At 33.7% G+C, this 15,967-nt stretch carries 17 protein-coding genes; 11 read left to right on the plus strand and 6 right to left on the minus strand.

The features are described 5' to 3' along the window. Nucleotides 1–2: 2 nt before the first annotated feature. Both rsmA and ABZC13_RS07105 read right to left on the minus strand, forming a co-directional pair. Nucleotides 3–779, minus strand: coding sequence for a 16S rRNA (adenine(1518)-N(6)/adenine(1519)-N(6))-dimethyltransferase RsmA (gene rsmA, locus ABZC13_RS07100; RefSeq protein ID WP_373001784.1), 777 nt, complete (start codon nucleotides 777–779; stop codon nucleotides 3–5). Nucleotides 780–855: 76 nt separating this feature from the next. Then, the gene (locus tag ABZC13_RS07105) at nucleotides 856–1,320 is read right to left on the minus strand and encodes a CZB domain-containing protein (RefSeq protein ID WP_373001787.1); all 465 of its coding nucleotides are present in this window, start codon (nucleotides 1,318–1,320) and stop codon (nucleotides 856–858) included. 199 nt (nucleotides 1,321–1,519) lie between these two features. Between ABZC13_RS07105 and hisF the strand changes: the two genes are divergently transcribed. From hisF to ABZC13_RS07125, 4 genes are all read left to right on the plus strand, one after another. Beyond that, nucleotides 1,520–2,278 carry an imidazole glycerol phosphate synthase subunit HisF gene (gene hisF, locus ABZC13_RS07110; RefSeq protein WP_373001789.1) on the plus strand — a complete coding sequence of 253 codons (759 nt, stop codon included), beginning with the start codon at nucleotides 1,520–1,522 and terminating at the stop codon, nucleotides 2,276–2,278. Nucleotides 2,279–2,280: 2 nt separating this feature from the next. Then, a complete protein-coding gene (locus ABZC13_RS07115; RefSeq protein WP_373001791.1) occupies nucleotides 2,281–2,823 on the plus strand; it encodes a purine-nucleoside phosphorylase in 543 nt (180 codons plus the stop codon). Continuing rightward, a complete protein-coding gene (rlmN, locus tag ABZC13_RS07120; protein WP_373001793.1) occupies nucleotides 2,823–3,899 on the plus strand; it encodes a 23S rRNA (adenine(2503)-C(2))-methyltransferase RlmN in 1,077 nt (358 codons plus the stop codon). The genes ABZC13_RS07115 and rlmN overlap by 1 nt, the downstream gene beginning before the upstream one ends. A 286-nt stretch (nucleotides 3,900–4,185) precedes the next feature. After that, nucleotides 4,186–4,428 (plus strand): hypothetical protein, encoded by a 243-nt coding sequence (locus tag ABZC13_RS07125; protein ID WP_373001795.1) that lies wholly within the window; start codon nucleotides 4,186–4,188, stop codon nucleotides 4,426–4,428. A gap of 444 nt (nucleotides 4,429–4,872) precedes the next feature. On the opposite strand, the gene ABZC13_RS07130 is transcribed toward ABZC13_RS07125, so the two are convergent. After that, on the minus strand, nucleotides 4,873–5,799 hold the full coding sequence (locus ABZC13_RS07130; protein ID WP_373001797.1) for an RluA family pseudouridine synthase: 927 nt from the start codon (nucleotides 5,797–5,799) through the stop codon (nucleotides 4,873–4,875). Between the two features lie 194 nt (nucleotides 5,800–5,993). Here ABZC13_RS07130 and purB point away from each other — a divergent pair, with 194 nt between their 5' ends. The 7 genes from purB (at nucleotide 5,994) to ABZC13_RS07165 (ending at nucleotide 13,863) form a co-directional block, all read left to right on the plus strand. Then, on the plus strand, nucleotides 5,994–7,325 hold the full coding sequence (gene purB / locus ABZC13_RS07135; protein ID WP_373001799.1) for an adenylosuccinate lyase: 1,332 nt from the start codon (nucleotides 5,994–5,996) through the stop codon (nucleotides 7,323–7,325). A 220-nt stretch (nucleotides 7,326–7,545) separates the two neighbouring features. Beyond that, nucleotides 7,546–9,909 (plus strand): ribonucleoside-diphosphate reductase subunit alpha, encoded by a 2,364-nt coding sequence (locus ABZC13_RS07140; RefSeq protein WP_373001918.1) that lies wholly within the window; start codon nucleotides 7,546–7,548, stop codon nucleotides 9,907–9,909. Nucleotide 9,910: 1 nt separating this feature from the next. Then, a complete protein-coding gene (locus tag ABZC13_RS07145) occupies nucleotides 9,911–10,276 on the plus strand; it encodes a hypothetical protein (protein WP_373001801.1) in 366 nt (121 codons plus the stop codon). 11 nt (nucleotides 10,277–10,287) lie between these two features. Then, on the plus strand, nucleotides 10,288–10,674 hold the full coding sequence (gene fliW / locus ABZC13_RS07150) for a flagellar assembly protein FliW (protein WP_373001803.1): 387 nt from the start codon (nucleotides 10,288–10,290) through the stop codon (nucleotides 10,672–10,674). A gap of 85 nt (nucleotides 10,675–10,759) precedes the next feature. Next, a complete protein-coding gene (locus ABZC13_RS07155; RefSeq protein WP_373001805.1) occupies nucleotides 10,760–12,115 on the plus strand; it encodes a trypsin-like peptidase domain-containing protein in 1,356 nt (451 codons plus the stop codon). A 9-nt stretch (nucleotides 12,116–12,124) separates the two neighbouring features. Beyond that, entirely contained in the window at nucleotides 12,125–12,547 is a 423-nt protein-coding gene (gene trxC, locus ABZC13_RS07160) for a thioredoxin TrxC (protein WP_373001807.1), read from the plus strand. A 35-nt stretch (nucleotides 12,548–12,582) separates the two neighbouring features. Further along, nucleotides 12,583–13,863, plus strand: a complete 1,281-nt coding sequence (locus ABZC13_RS07165) for a citrate synthase (RefSeq protein WP_373001809.1) — start codon at nucleotides 12,583–12,585, stop codon at nucleotides 13,861–13,863. Nucleotides 13,864–13,880: 17 nt separating this feature from the next. Here ABZC13_RS07165 and ABZC13_RS07170 read toward each other — a convergent pair whose 3' ends face one another. The 3 genes from ABZC13_RS07170 to ruvC all read right to left on the minus strand — a co-directional run bounded on the left by ABZC13_RS07170 (nucleotide 13,881) and on the right by ruvC (nucleotide 15,790). Next, nucleotides 13,881–14,192: a pyrimidine/purine nucleoside phosphorylase gene (locus ABZC13_RS07170; RefSeq protein ID WP_373001811.1), complete on the minus strand. Its 312-nt coding sequence runs from the start codon at nucleotides 14,190–14,192 to the stop codon at nucleotides 13,881–13,883. A gap of 38 nt (nucleotides 14,193–14,230) precedes the next feature. Beyond that, nucleotides 14,231–15,187, minus strand: a complete 957-nt coding sequence (locus ABZC13_RS07175) for a DUF438 domain-containing protein (RefSeq protein WP_373001813.1) — start codon at nucleotides 15,185–15,187, stop codon at nucleotides 14,231–14,233. A 126-nt stretch (nucleotides 15,188–15,313) separates the two neighbouring features. After that, the gene (gene ruvC, locus ABZC13_RS07180; RefSeq protein WP_373001815.1) at nucleotides 15,314–15,790 is read right to left on the minus strand and encodes a crossover junction endodeoxyribonuclease RuvC; all 477 of its coding nucleotides are present in this window, start codon (nucleotides 15,788–15,790) and stop codon (nucleotides 15,314–15,316) included. Nucleotides 15,791–15,967: the final 177 nt, after the last annotated feature.

The raw sequence follows: 15,967 nt of genomic DNA on the forward strand, positions 1-15,967 counted from the left end.
ATTTATATTATTTTTTTATAGAGTTGGTGATAGTCGTCGGTAGAAACTTGATGTGGACGAATCGTAAGTGTAAGGTCCAGCTCCTCAAAAGCTACTTGAAGTAGACTTTTCTCATACTTTGCAGATAGATTCTTCATAAGGGTTTTTCTGGGTTGCTTAAATGCAACTCTAAGCAAGTCCTCAAAATCCTCATTATTTCTATCAGCATTTTTTCGTATAAGAAAAACAGCGGAGTCTATTTTTGGCGGAGGTTCAAAAGCAGTTGGTGGAACTTGCACGACAATGTGTGCTTCCCCAATACTTTGAGTTATTACACCCAAAGATCCAAATACCTTCTCGCCGGCTGTCGCGCAAAATTTCTCTGCTACTTCAAGCTGTACCATTACAAGTATATTTTTACACATTGGATCTGCGAGTGCTTTCAATATGATGTTTGTTGCAATATAATATGGCAAATTTGCCACTAAATCATATGGCTCATCAATAAGGCTACTCTGCCAAGCTTGTAGAACATCCCCACAATTTATGTGGAGTCGCTTGGTAACAATCTCTTCTTTAAATATACTTTGTAACAGTTTACACAAATCGGTATCGACCTCAAAAGCTTCTACACTTTTGACATCAACTAAAAATTTAGTTAAATCACCTAAGCCAGGGCCAATTTCTACGATTTTATTATCGTTTTTGGGCATCGCTTCGACTATTTTTCTTAATACTGCTTCGTCTTTTAGGAAATTCTGTCCGAATTTCTTCTTAGCTACTACGCTATCTTTATTCATGAATAGGAGTGTATAGTAATTTTACTTAGAATAAGTTAACATTCTAAGCAAATTTTACTATTCACTTAAAATAACACTAAATCAGTTGTTTAATTCTTTCTTCCGGGACTGCTATCAATCTTCTCTCTAATCTATTTAATTCTTCTACAAGTTCTTTAGAAATAATTTCCAAATTAGCATAATACTGTCTAGCCTTATCTGCTTCATAATCTTCTACAGTAGTTTTTTGTCCAAAAAGTTTTGAGAAAAACCCACCTTTTGGTCTATTAAAATATATATTGAATATGTTCATATAAACATCATGTAGATTAAAATGCAGTCTTTCTATCTTAACCATACACTCTACAGGATTATTAGATAGAGCATTTAATATTTGCCCTTCAGCATAAAACCATTGACCAAACTTACATTCTGTTGAATCAACAGGAATAGAGTCCTCTTTCACATCAATGCCATTTATAAGAAGTTTTGCTTTTTGTACCCATTTTATGTGAGCAGATTTAGCAGCTCTTAGATGTTCAAGAATATGTTCTTTATCCATAAGAATTTCCTATATATATTTTAGATTATTTTGTCCCACTATTATAACGATTTTTAATAAAATGAACATTAATAATCAAATTTATTAGATATTAACAGGACAATGTTTCATGTGAAACATATAACTTGTTTATTAATCATATTTAAATATAAGCAGTAAACTGTATAATTGCGATATATTATAAGAGGTTCTAACTATCATGAATTATTTTGCTAAAAGAATTATCCCTTGTCTTGATGTTAAAGATGGACGCGTTGTAAAAGGTGTAAATTTTGTCGGTCTTAGAGATGCAGGTGATCCTGTTGAAGTTGCAAAACGATATAACGAAGAAGGTGCTGATGAAATCACATTTTTAGACATTACAGCTTCTAGTGATAATAGAGATACTATAGTAGATATTGTTGCCCAAGTTGCACGTGAAGTTTTTATACCACTGACAGTTGGTGGTGGAATCAGAAAACTTGATGATATCTATAAACTACTAAATGTTGGTTGTGATAAAGTAAGTGTAAACTCAGCAGCAATTAAACGTCCTGAGCTTATAGATGAAGGTGCAAAACGTTTTGGTTCTCAATGTATTGTTACTGCAATAGATGTTAAAAAGACAGGCGATAGATATAACGTATACCTAAACGGCGGCAGAGTTGACACTGGGATAGATGCAGTAGAATGGGCAAAGGAAGTTGTAGAGCGCGGAAGTGGAGAGATACTTCTCACTTCCATGGATGCAGATGGTACAAAAGCAGGATTTGAACTTAATATTACTGAGCAGATTTCAAAAGCTGTAAATGTACCCGTAATTGCAAGTGGCGGGGCAGGGACAATGGAGCATATAAAAGATGCTTTTGAGTGTGGTGCGGACGCGGCACTTGCAGCTAGTATCTTCCACTATAAAGAGATAGATATAATGGATCTAAAGCATTATTTACATGACAACAATATACCGGTAAGACTATAACAATGATAATTTGTGCAGGAAACAACGAGACTTTTGACTTTGCTCAACCCATGGGAGTAGGGCTAATTGAGACAGCTATGAATCTTACAAGATTATGTCTATTTGATAAACCGGAGTTTCTACTTTTTGTAGGAAGTGCAGGCAGTTATGGAGATCATAACATCTTCGATATAGTAGAATCTAAAACAGCTTCAAATATTGAACTTGGTTTTTTAACATCAGATGCTTATACTCCATTAGACAACGTTGTCTCTACTAACATAGATAACAGAGTTAAAGATGTTATAGTAAATTCATCTAACTATATATCCACAAATAAAGAGCTTACAAAAAAGTTTTTAAGCTTTGGCGTGGGAATAGAGAACATGGAATTTTTCAGTGTTTTAAAGATAGCAGAGGAGTTTAATATTCCGGCTGGAGGAGTATTTTGTATAACGAACTACACAAACGAAAATGCTCATGAAGACTTTTTAAAGAACCATGAAAAAGCTAAAGAACTGTTAAGTGCACATGTGAAAAATAGAATCAAGGAACTAACTAAATAATGACTAACACAAAACCATCATTACTTGATTTTACAAAAAAAGAACTTCAAACTTTAATCAAACCTAGCTTTAGAGTCAACCAAATATTTGGCTGGTTGTATCATCAATATGCTGAAAGTTTTGATGACATGAAGAACATACCAAAATCATTAAGAGAAGAACTAGCTGAAAAATTTGTAGTTAATCCTCTTACTATTGTGAATAAAGAAGTCTCAACTGACGGAACAATAAAATATCTTCTTCAGATGCAAGATGGTAAAACAATGGAAGCTGTTTGGCTCAAGATGAAAGATACTCAGCTTGATGAAAATGGTGAAGTAATACAAGAGGCTAAGTATACAATTTGTGTCTCAACTCAAGTAGGATGTAAAGTAGGGTGTTCTTTTTGTTTAACTGCGAAAGGTGGTTTTACAAGAGATCTTACTCCTGGAGAGATTGTAGCTCAGGTTGTTACACTAAAGCGCGACAATGACCATAAACACAATAGAAAGATTAATATCGTCTATATGGGTATGGGTGAGCCTCTGGATAACTTAGATAATCTGGCTAAAGCTATAGAAATATTTAAAGAGGATGATGGTCTTTGTATAGGTGGTAAACGTCAAACTGTATCTACAAGCGGTTTAAGTAATAAAATAGATCAACTTGGAGCAATGGACTTGGGTGTTCACATAGCTATATCACTTCACGCTGTAGACGATGAGCTTAGGACTGAACTTATACCTATGAACAAAGCTCACAACATAAACTCTATTATAGAAGCTGTAAAACGCTTTCCAATAGATACCAGAAAAAGAGTTATGTTTGAATATCTTGTTATTAAAGGTAAAAACGATGATTTAGGTTCCGCAAAGAAACTTGTAAAACTTCTTCACGGGATAAAAGCAAAGGTAAATCTTATCTACTTCAATCCCTATCCAGGTACAGACTATGATAGGCCATCAAAAGAAGATATGGTAACATTTGCCGACTATTTAATCAAACATGGCTTATTATGTACTATAAGAGACTCTAAGGGCATAGATATTAGTGCTGCTTGTGGTCAACTTAAAGAGAAAAGCGAAGGGGAGATATAATGAGTTACATTGAAATATTCCAAATAGTTTTTTTAATCGCCGTTTTTGCAGTAGGTTTAATTGGATTTTTAAAAGCTGCTACAAACGATGACAAAAAAGAAGACTAGTAAACTACTTGTAATCTACTTATGATAAAATACCAATAGAACTAGATAATAAGTCTCAACGAGGCTAACTTTAGTGGTCTAAGCGGCCAAAGCGAAGAGAAATGAGCTTTAGCAACTTTCTCGGACAAATAAATGAAGGTAAGCCTTCAATTTACAAAGTAAAATTAAGGAGCAATATAATGGCTGAAAATAAAAAAACTAATACTGAACGTATTAAAAGAATATATGACCTTTGTCAACTACACTTCGGTGATGTTCGTTTTGTTGGTATTAAGTACCACAAAAAAATTGGTTGGATTGCAAAAGCACAGTTTGATGATGGTTTTGAAAATTTAACTGCTGATGGTCAAACAAGTGTTGAGGCACTTCGTAATTTAAAAAATCGTGTGAAAAAAATCATAAAAAGATATAACGACGTATAAAAAGTCACTTGTAAAATTTAGCCGGGAAAGTATCAAAACTTTTGTGTGCTCGGCTAACCAAGTTTGTAAAAGTCAAAATTGAAGTAAAACGACCAACACACCAGGGAGGTCGTTTATAAATGTAATAATACCCTACTTTTCTTATAGAAAAATAATCCTCGAAATATTTCCAGAATCTCTTAAATAAAAATAATAAAAAAAAAGAAATTCTAAAATTTATTGAATATGTGAATTATTCACACATTGTTCTAAGTTGTGAATATCTTTTAGCTTTATGGTAAATAAATTGCTAAATTCTTTATTTTTTTAAGAATAATTTTATATAAATTTATTCTGAATTCACAATACTTTCACATAGCTTAAAGCCCTAAAATAGGGCTTTAAGAGCTATTCTCACAATAATGGGATTTTGTTAATTGAATGTCTTTTAAAAATCTAAGATTGTTATTCACATTGTGAATGAGTAGCCATAGATTCTTGGCATATTTTCTCAAAATCAACTTTACTCTTTATATGATACACACTATCGTATAGCTCAAACTCTAATTCATTTGCATGAAGAAGTAACCTTGATGCACCACTAAGTTCTATTCTTCTATAAGCATCTAACTCTTTATCTAAAAACCTTATTATATCTTCTTCACTCTGTCCATAAATAGGATCTCCGACTATTGGATGTTTCACATGAAACATATGAACTCTTATCTGATGCTGTCTTCCAGTATAGGGGGAGCACTCTATAAGAGTTGTATCATTATCTTTAAAATACTTTAAAGGTTTAATATCTGTCTTGGAAGCTTTTCCATCTTCATGAACCTTAACAACCATTCTAACTATTGCACATTCATCTTCACGTCTTAGCAGTGGTGCTTCTATACATATATTATCTTTTAACTCTCCATGAACAAGTGCAAGATATTTCTTTTTCATATCTCTTAGTTCAAACATCATCTTGATATCTCTTTCGGTTTCTTTATTTCTAGCACATAAAACAAGTCCGCTTGTCTCTTGATCTATTCTATGAGCTATATTGGCATCTCTTCCATATTGATACTTAAGTTCATCAACAAGTGAATATTCGGTATTTCTATTTTGAGGATGTATTAGCACTCCGCTTGGCTTATCAAATACAACAAACTTCTCTTCAACAAAAGTTGGTTTTAATCCTCTCGTACTTGGCTCGTAAACTAAAAATTGAAAGTCACCTTCAACTTCTGCTGTTGGGATAGCCATTACCTCTCCGTTAATGAACAGTCTACCATTAGCAATATGACGCTGAGATTCTTTTTGAGATAAACCTAATTCATTTATAAGAAATTTAAAGGCTCTTTGTTTTTGGGGACTAGAAAAATTCTTTAGTATAAACGGCAAACTATATATCCTTGAGTTAAGTTCGTGATTTGTAAATGCATTTATATTCTTATAAAATATTGCGCTCAAAAAATTACAATAAAAGAACTTTGTTTACTTATTATATTTAATCATATCTTTACGTACATTTTTGTACAATCACGCACTTTGTATAAACGAAATTATACACAAATAATAATGATAAGGTTGTGAGAATGGTAGAAAGATATGCAAGACCAGAGATGTCAGAAAAGTGGACACAACATGCAAGATATGCTGCATGGTTAGAAGTAGAAAAGGCTGCAGTAAAAGCTTGGGCAAAACTTGGAAAGATTCCTCAAGACGACGCAGATAAGATTGTAAAGAATGCAACTTTTTCAGTAGAACGTATTGAAGAGATTGAAGCAGTTACTAAGCATGACCTGATTGCATTTAATACAAGTGTATCAGAGAGCTTAGGCGAAGAGTCAAGATGGTTCCACTATGGTATGACAAGTTCTGATGCAGTTGATACTGGTGTTGCACTTCAAATGAGAGACTCTTTAAACATTATTATTGATGATGTAAAGACGTTAATGGAATCGATCAAGAAGCGTGCCGAAGAACACAAAATGACTTTAATGGTAGGACGTTCTCATGGAATCCACGGTGAGCCTATTACTTTTGGTCTGACTTTAGCTGTTTGGTATGATGAAATGGCTCGTCACCTGACAAACCTTGAGCAGACTATGGAAGTTATCGCTGTAGGACAAATCTCTGGAGCTATGGGTAACTTTGCACATGCACCACTTGAACTAGAAGAGTATGCTATGGCAGAACTTGGACTAAATCCAGAGCCTTGCTCAAACCAAGTTGTTCATCGTGATCGTTATGCAAGACTTGCTACTACCTTAGCACTCATTGCTTCTTCAGTTGAAAAGTTTGCAGTTCAAGTAAGACACTTACAAAGAACAGAAGTATATGAAGCTGAAGAGTTTTTTGCAAAAGGTCAAAAAGGTTCTTCTGCAATGCCACATAAACGTAACCCTATTCTTACTGAAAATATAACAGGTCTTGCAAGAATGATCAGAGCTTACGCAGCACCAGCTATGGAAAATGTTGCTTTATGGCATGAGCGTGATATATCTCACTCTTCTACTGAGCGTTTCTGGTTACCAGATGCATTTATCACAATGGACTTTATGCTTCACCGCATGAACAATGTAATCGCTAACCTTACAGTATTTCCAGAAAACATGATGAGAAACCTAAACCTTACTGGTGGACTTGTATTTTCTCAACGTGTTCTTTTAGAACTTCCTCTACAAGGTGTATCTCGTGAAGATGCATATAGAATAGTTCAGCGTAATGCTATGAAAGTTTGGGAAGAGATTCAGCAAGGAAAGGCTACTACAAATGAAGATGGTGAATCTTTATACCTTAACCACTTACTGGCAGATGAAGAACTTAGAAATTCACTAAGCGAAGAAGCAATTCGTGAGTGTTTTAACTATGATTACTACACGAAAAATGTAGATGGTATTTTCAAAAGAGTCTTTAAAAAGTAAGTGAAAAATGATTTAGTATAACCATAATGGTTATGCTAAACATCATCCACAATTATACATTGAAATTGCTCAAAATTTCTACAATATATTTTAATCAAATTCATCATTATCAAAGTTTAGTATAGATAAAATCTTAGACAATTTAAATGATTTTTTATCTAATTATTTTACTAATAATTACCTAAATGATTAAAAGACAGACCTCAGGAAAACATTAATGATAACAATTATAAAAAGAAATGGCAGAACGGAGCCACTAGATATTACTAAGATTCAAAAATATACTTCTGCTGCAGTTAAAGACTTAAGCAATGTATCTCAGAGCGAACTTGAAGTTGATGCACAAATTCACTTTCGCGATGGCATAACATCTGCAGAGATACAGAAAACTTTAATTAAAACTGCTGTTGATAAGATAGACATAGATGCTCCTAATTGGACATTTGTTGCTTCTAGACTATTTATGTTTAATCTTTATCATCAAGTAAATGGTTTTACTGGTTATGGTTCTTTGAAAAAATACTTTGAAAAGGGTGAGAAAGAAGGCAGACTTCTTCAAGGTCTTGGAGATATGTATGATTTAGATAGACTTGAAAAACATATCAAGCCTGAAAGAGATATGCTATTTAACTACCTGGGTGTTAAGACACTATACGACAGATATCTAATCAAAGATAGAGCAAATAATCCAATAGAGCTTCCTCAACACATGTTTATGGCTATATCTATGTTCTTAGCTCAAAGAGAAGAAGATAAGCATGAGTGGGCTATAAAGTTCTATGACATGGTATCTCAGTTTCAAGTTATGCTTGCAACTCCAACTCTCTCTAACGCTAGAACGACAAGACACCAACTAAGCTCATGTTACATCGGTTCTACTCCTGATAACATTGAAGGTATATTTGACTCTTACCAAGAGATGGCTATGCTTTCTAAGTTTGGTGGAGGTATCGGTTGGGATTGGACTGGTATACGTTCTATGGGTTCATTTATTGACGGACATAAAAATGCAGCCGGCGGAACAGTTCCATTTTTAAAGATAACAAATGATATTGCAATTGCTGTTGATCAGCTGGGAACAAGAAAGGGTGCTATCGCTGTTTACATGGAGCCTTGGCATATAGATATAAATGACTTTTTAGATCTTAAGAAGAACTCTGGTGAAGAGCGCCGTCGTGCTCATGATCTTTTTCCTGCAATGTGGTTAAACGATCTTTTCATGCAAAGAGTTCAAGAAGATGCAATCTGGACACTTTTTGATCCTTATGATGTAAGAGAGTTGGCTACACTTTATGGTGAAGACTTTAACAAACGTTATAAAGAACTAGAAGAAGATGAAAGCATCATCAAAGAAAAAATAAAAGCTAAAAACCTTTGGAAAAAGATTTTAACTTCTTACTTTGAAACCGGTTCACCATTCCTTTGTTTTAAAGATAATGCAAACCGTGCAAATCCAAACAACCACGTTGGTGTTATCAGAAGCTCAAACCTTTGTACTGAGATCTTCCAAAACACTAACCCTAACCATTACAAGATAAAGTTCATATTTGAAAATGGAGAGAGTGTCTCTTATGAAGAAGATGAGATTGTGAAAGTAGATAGCGGTATGGAAAAACCTGCGAAAAAAGTAACTGCACTTGATTCTCTTGGCGGACTACCTATCTATGTAGTTGAGAAGGAAAAAATAAACGGTGACACTGCTGTTTGTAACTTAGCATCTGTAAACCTTTCTCGCGTTAATACTAAAGAAGATATAGACAGAATAGTACCTACAGCTGTTCGTTGTTTAGATAACGTTATAGATCTTAACTTCTACCCTATAGAAAAAGTAAAACGTACTAACATGAAAAGCCGCTCTATTGGTCTAGGTGTTATGGGTGAAGCTCAGATGCTGGCTGAGCAAGGTATAACATGGGGAAGCCAAGAACATTTTGATAAAATAGATGAGATAATGGAAGCTGTTAGCTTTAACACTATTTCAGCATCTTCTGATTTAGCAGTTGAAAAAGGAACTTATCCAGACTTTGAAGGTTCACAATGGAGCAAAGGTATTATGCCGATGGATCATGCTAACGCTGAAGTTAGAAACCTTGTAGATCGCGGTGGATTGTTTGCATCTACATATGAGTGGGATGACTTAAGAACTAAGGTTAAGAGTCAAGGAATGAGAAATGGTTACCTAATGGCTATAGCACCAACAAGTTCAATTTCTATTTTAACTGGTACTACTCAAGCTATTGAACCTGTATTTAAAAGAAAATGGTTTGAAGAAAATCTAAGTGGTCTTATCCCTGTGGTCGTTCCAAACCTTTCTCCTGAGACTTGGTCTTACTATACTCCTGCATATGATCTTAATCAAACTGTATTAATCAAAGCAGCAGCAATTAGACAAAAATGGTTGGATCAAGGTCAGAGTCTAAATATATTTATTACATTAGATAAAGCAAGCGGTAGATACCTAAATGAAATCTATATGCTAGCATGGAAACTTGGTCTTAAATCTACTTATTATCTACGTTCACAATCTCCAGAGGTTGCTAACGATGTTGAAGATAGAAGTATGGAATGTGTAGGTTGTCAATAGAATGAAACCGTTACTTGCAAAAGATCTACCAAATTTTGTAAAAAGATTTGGTAACTTTGTAGATGCTGAGATTCGTTCAGTAGAAATTATATCTCCAACTATCATGCAATTACTTATAGCTTGTCAAGATACTGCAAGAGGTTTTAATTGGCTAACACTAAACCTAGAGTTCAGTGTTATATCAGATGCAAGACTTCTGGAAGAATCAAAACTATCACTAGTAGATATGAGTGATGGAATCTCTCTAATAAATGAAGATAGCACTTTTGCTTTTGGCATTGGTGATTATCATAATCTATCTGGCATAAAAAATGCTACAAGCTACATAATATCTTCTAGTATGAAATATGAAGAAGGCCCATTCTAAAGGAGAATTATATGAAAAAGTATAAAGTAATAGGAAATATCTTAGGTTTTGAAGACACATTAAATGTTGAGATAAGTGAAATAGATGAACTGTTTTCAACAATCAAAGATACAGAAAATGAAGATATATCTTTTACAATAGCTAATCCTTATACACTTAGAGAATACTCATTTGACTTACCATCTGACATAAGAGTAATCTTAGAGATTAATGAAAAATCTAACGTTAGCGTTTATAATGTTGTTGTTATTCAAAAACCTCTTGAGAACTCTACTATAAATTTTCTAGCTCCGATCGTTGTAAATAATGATAACAACAAAATAGCTCAAGCAGTTTTAAGTGCTAAAAGACATCCAGACTTTGGAATGACAGAGAGTATTAAATCTTTTAAAGAATAACTCTCTTCAGCTCTTTATTTATTATTCATTAGCCCTTCGTAAACCAATAAGTTATAAACTTTGTTTATCACATGGAGGAAACAAAATGAAAAAAATAATTTTAATATGTTTAGTTGCATTAACTTTTGCTTATGCTAAAGATAGTGTAGAATTTAATTATGCTGATGAGAACACTCAGAGAAAAAATCCTACTAGTCAAAACTTCATCCTATCATATAACAATGTTTTAGAAAATGTTAGAACAAGCGTTGTAAATATATCAACAAGAAGAACTATAAGCAGTGGCAGGGCATATGGCAATCCTTTTAACAACAGACAAGAGCAAATGCCTCAAGGTGCTTCTGGAAGCGGTGTAATAATTTCCAAAAATGGTTATATAGTTACTAACAATCATGTTGTTGCCGGAGCAGATGAGATAAAGGTCAGTATTGCCGGTGATAAGAAAGAGTACAGTGCAAAACTTATAGGTACAGATGCAAAAAGTGATGTTGCTATAATTAAAATTGAGGGTAAGAATTTAAACGCCGTTACATTTTTAAACTCAGATAAAGTAAAAGTCGGCGATGTTGTGTTTGCACTTGGAAATCCATTTGGTGTTGGCGAGACTATAACACAAGGCATAGTCTCTGCCACTGGTAGAAGCGGCATCGGTATTGTTGAATATGAAGACTTCATACAAACGGATGCATCTATAAATCCAGGTAATTCAGGTGGTGCTCTTATTAACTCAGCTGGTCATCTAATTGGAATAAACTCAGCTATCATATCAAGAAGCGGCGGAAATGTTGGGATAGGTTTGGCAATACCTTCTAATATGGTTACTTCAATAGCAACGCAACTCATAGACACCGGGAAGTATACTCGTGCCTACTTAGGTGTAGGTATCTCAAATGTGAATGAAGATATGAGCAGCTTTTATGATAATAAATATGGTGGGCTGATTATAAGTGTAGAAGAGAATTCTCCGGCAAGTAAAGCTGGTCTAAAAAGAGGTGATCTTATTATCTCAATAAATGGAAAAAAGGTAGAGAGTGCAAGTGGACTTAAAAACATTATAGGATCATTCCAGCCATCAAGAGTTGTAAACATAAAGTTCCTTAGAGATAAAAAAGTAGATATTATAAATGTTAAACTGGGCTCATTAGACAATCAAATAGCATCTGGAACTCTAAACTATAAAGGTATGGATGTTGTAGCTCTACCAACAGAACTACAAAAATTACTAAGAGCTAGTGCTAACATAAGAGGTGGTGTGTTAGTTGATAATGTAGAACTTAATAGTGAAGCATACTCAATCGGTATCATAAAAGATGACATAATAGTGCAGATAGAAGATAATGAAATACTTAATATTGATGATTTCAAAACTTCAACGTCTTCACTAAATAAAAAAAGAATATATTTATTTAGAAGAGGCAATATATTTGCCATAGTATTATAGGAGAAAAAGATGAGGGTAATCTGTCCACATTGTAAAAGCGTTAATAACATTCCACTTAAAGAGTCTTATAAAAAAGCCAATTGCGGAAAGTGTAAAAATTCACTTCTAGAGACAAAACCTGTCGAGCTAACAGATTCTAACTTCGATGAAGTTTTAGTAAATAGTGATATTCCAGTAATTGTAGATTTTTGGGCACCTTGGTGTGGACCATGTAAAATGATGGGACCAAACTTTGAAAAGAGTGCTGCAAAATTTCCGCTAAAAGCACTCTATGCAAAAGTGAATACAGAGAATGAACAAAGCCTCGGAGCTAGGTTTGGTATCAGAAGTATACCAACTATCATTGTATTTAAAAATGGCAAAGAAGTTCATAGAACTTCTGGTGCTTTAGATGAAGTAAGTCTAAATAATTTGGCTTCACAATTTATATGATATAATATTTCACAATAAAACTATAAAGGATTATTATGAGTAAAAATACTATGACACTAACAGATAATAGAAACGGAAAAACATACGAACTTCCTATTTTAGACGGTACTGTTGGACCATCTGTTGTTGACATCTCAACTTTTTACAAAGAGACAGGGATGTTTACCTTTGACAGGGGATATACATCAACTGCATCTTGTCGTTCCAAAATTACTTATATTGATGGAGATAAAGGTCAACTGATGTATAGAGGGTATGATATATCATACCTTGCAAATGAAAAGACTTTTTTAGACGCAACTTATCTCTTGTTGCATAAAGAGCTTCCTACAGAAAAGGAACTAATTGATTTTACAGATGAGATAAGAAAACGATCATTCATACACGAAGGGATGAAAAAACTTTTTGACTCTTTCCCAGATAAAGCTCATCCAATGGCTATTCTATCAGCAGGAGTATCTGCTCTATCAACATTTTATTTTGATCATTTGGATATTGACACTCCACAAGAATATATGGAAATGGCTCACCGCATTGTTGCGAAGATGCCTACACTTGCAGCTTTTTCATATAGATATTCAAATGGATTACCAATAATCTACCCAGATATAGAAAAAAGTTTCACAGAAAACTTTCTATATATGATGAGAGCTTATCCTCACAACTATGTTGATCTGCGCCCTATTGAAATAAAAGCATTGGATACAATCTTTACCCTACATGCAGATCATGAACAAAATGCTTCAACAACTTCTGTACGTAATCTTGGTTCAACACATGCTCACCCTTATGCTGCTATCAGTGCAGGTATTGGTGCACTGTGGGGTCGTGCTCATGGTGGTGCTAATGAATCTGTAATTCGTCAACTAGAGATGATAGGTACAGTTGATAGAGTGGATGAGTTTATAGCTCGCGCTAAAGATAAAAATGATCCATTTAGACTTATGGGATTTGGGCATCGTGTTTATAAAAACTTTGATCCTCGAGCAAAAACACTTAAAGCAATCAGAAACGATCTTGTTGAAGAGCTTGGTATAAATAGTGAACTGATAGAAGTAGCTAATAAAATTGAAAATATTGCTCTAAATGATGATTACTTTGTTAGTAGAGGTTTATATCCAAACATAGATTTCTATTCTGGTCTTATTCTTCAAGCTTTAAAAATTCCTAAAGATATGTTTGCTGTTATATTTGTTATAGGCAGAACACCTGGCTGGATTTCTCAGTGGATTGAATTAAAAGAGCAAGATACTATAAAGATTGCACGTCCGCGTCAACTATATATTGGACCTGAAGATAGAACTCCAGAGTATTAACATACTCTGGAATATATTTACTTGATATATGAACAGCAGTAATCTGTAACTGTTTTGATTTTTAAATCAAAAGAAGAGTTTGCAGGAACATTAAAAGTCTCAGGAGTATTTAGAGTCTTCCACTCTTCACCTGGCAATCTAATATCTAAATCACCACTTTGCATCTCCATAATCTCAGCTTCGTTAGTCCCAAATGTATATTCACCAGGTAACATGATTCCTAAAGATTGAATAGAACCATCTGCTAACTCAACTGTACGACTTGTAACTTTTCCATCGTAATAGATGTTTGCTTCTTTTACTACACTAACATTGTCTAATTTTGCCATTCTAGTTATTCCTTAAATGATATTTATCGTATTATACACTATTCCCAATCAAGTAATCTTTGCTGACCTTCAAGCCCTCTGATATGAGTAACATCTTGAGAAACTTCAATAACACCTTTATAAGTTCCTTCATCATCTCTAATTGCGAAATAACGAATGTGAATAAACTGACCCTTAAAAGTAATCCAAAATTCTGCTTCATCTCTACGACCGGCTTTAAACTCTCTAAGAATCATTAGTACCTGATCAACAGATTTTGGTGGATGACAAAACTTAACTTCACGTCCGATGATTCCTGCACTTCTTGGAAATACTCTATTATCACCACGATTATAAAAAATTACTATGTCATTTTCGTCAACATAAGTGATATCTACAGGCATAAATTTTAATAACCAGTTTATCTGTTCCGGTAACATATGACCTTGTTCTAAATCTATTCTACCATCAAGTGAAAAGGGGAGTTTTCTTTTCTTAGTATCTTGTGAGGGGTGAATATATTCATCTTTTACATGTGCGGGATAAGCTGCAGGAGCTTCATCAAACATCCAACCTATTTCTTCATCACCATCACGCATCTCTTTCCAGTCGTCTTCTTGAAGCATTTCCAAAGCTCTTGGAAGTAGTCTTCCCTCTTCAACTTGCATAATATGTTCCAAATTATGAAAAAGATTTTGTAAAACCATCATCAATGACTGTGTTTCACTTGTGTCTGCAAGATTTCTAGCTTGTTTAACTATAGCACGAATATCATCGTGGAAAGCCCACATATTTTGTGAAGGAGATGTCCAGCCATACTGCTCTAAGTATGGGAAAAGTTGATTTTCTTTTCTAGCAAAGTGTTTTTCTACTAAACAGAGTCTTGCAAATTTTTCTTTAAACTCTTCATTGTTTTCTACTATATTGATACTATTTATACTAGCCATCAAACCGCGAATAAGTTGATTTTCTTCTAGGTATACTCTTACCGGATGACCTTCTGGTAAATTATTCATATTTTTTCCTTGACTAAGCAACATATATTATTGCTTATAATAATTCGAAAGTATACTCTCTTTACTTTTTTTATTTTTTGATATATCGCAAGAGCAATGAAAAATTGAAGGCTTAATTATCTATAACTACTTACGTATTGTAACTCTTTGTGAGTGTGTAATAGCAACTGCCATAGCATCTGAGATATCAAGTGGTTTGATCTCTTTTTTTATATTTAGAAGTCTTTTAACCATAAAATTTACTTGTTCTTTACCAGCTTTTGCTTTTCCCGTAAGAGCTTTTTTTACCTGAAGTGCCGTATATTCATGAAATTGACCATGAACTTCTAAAAGTTTTAGCATAATAGCCCCACGAAACTGAGCCAGTTTAATAGTAGTCGCCGGATTATGAGCATAGAAAATATCTTCCATAGCAACTTCATCTATCTCATGTTTTTTAAATATAGTATCTATTCCCTCCACCATCTGAGGAATCTGAAACTGCAGATTTTCTGCTTTCATCTTTATAAGACCAGCTTCTATAAGAGATATTTTTCCACGTTCTAAAGATATAAGTGCATAACCCATATTTCTTGTTCCAGGGTCAATTCCAAGTATTGTCATTTTCTGCCAATATATTAATTTTTTATCATTATATTAAAAAGCTATGTAATATACACTTCAAACAAATTAATTATCAGATATTCACATTGATATTTTTTAGTTATTCACATAATTTTAACCCTATTTTATGTAAATGAGTGCTAATATTCACATATAAATAATTAAATAGGGTTTTAT

The organism is Sulfurimonas sp. (assembly GCF_041563035.1).
Lineage (GTDB): Bacteria > Campylobacterota > Campylobacteria > Campylobacterales > Sulfurimonadaceae > Sulfurimonas.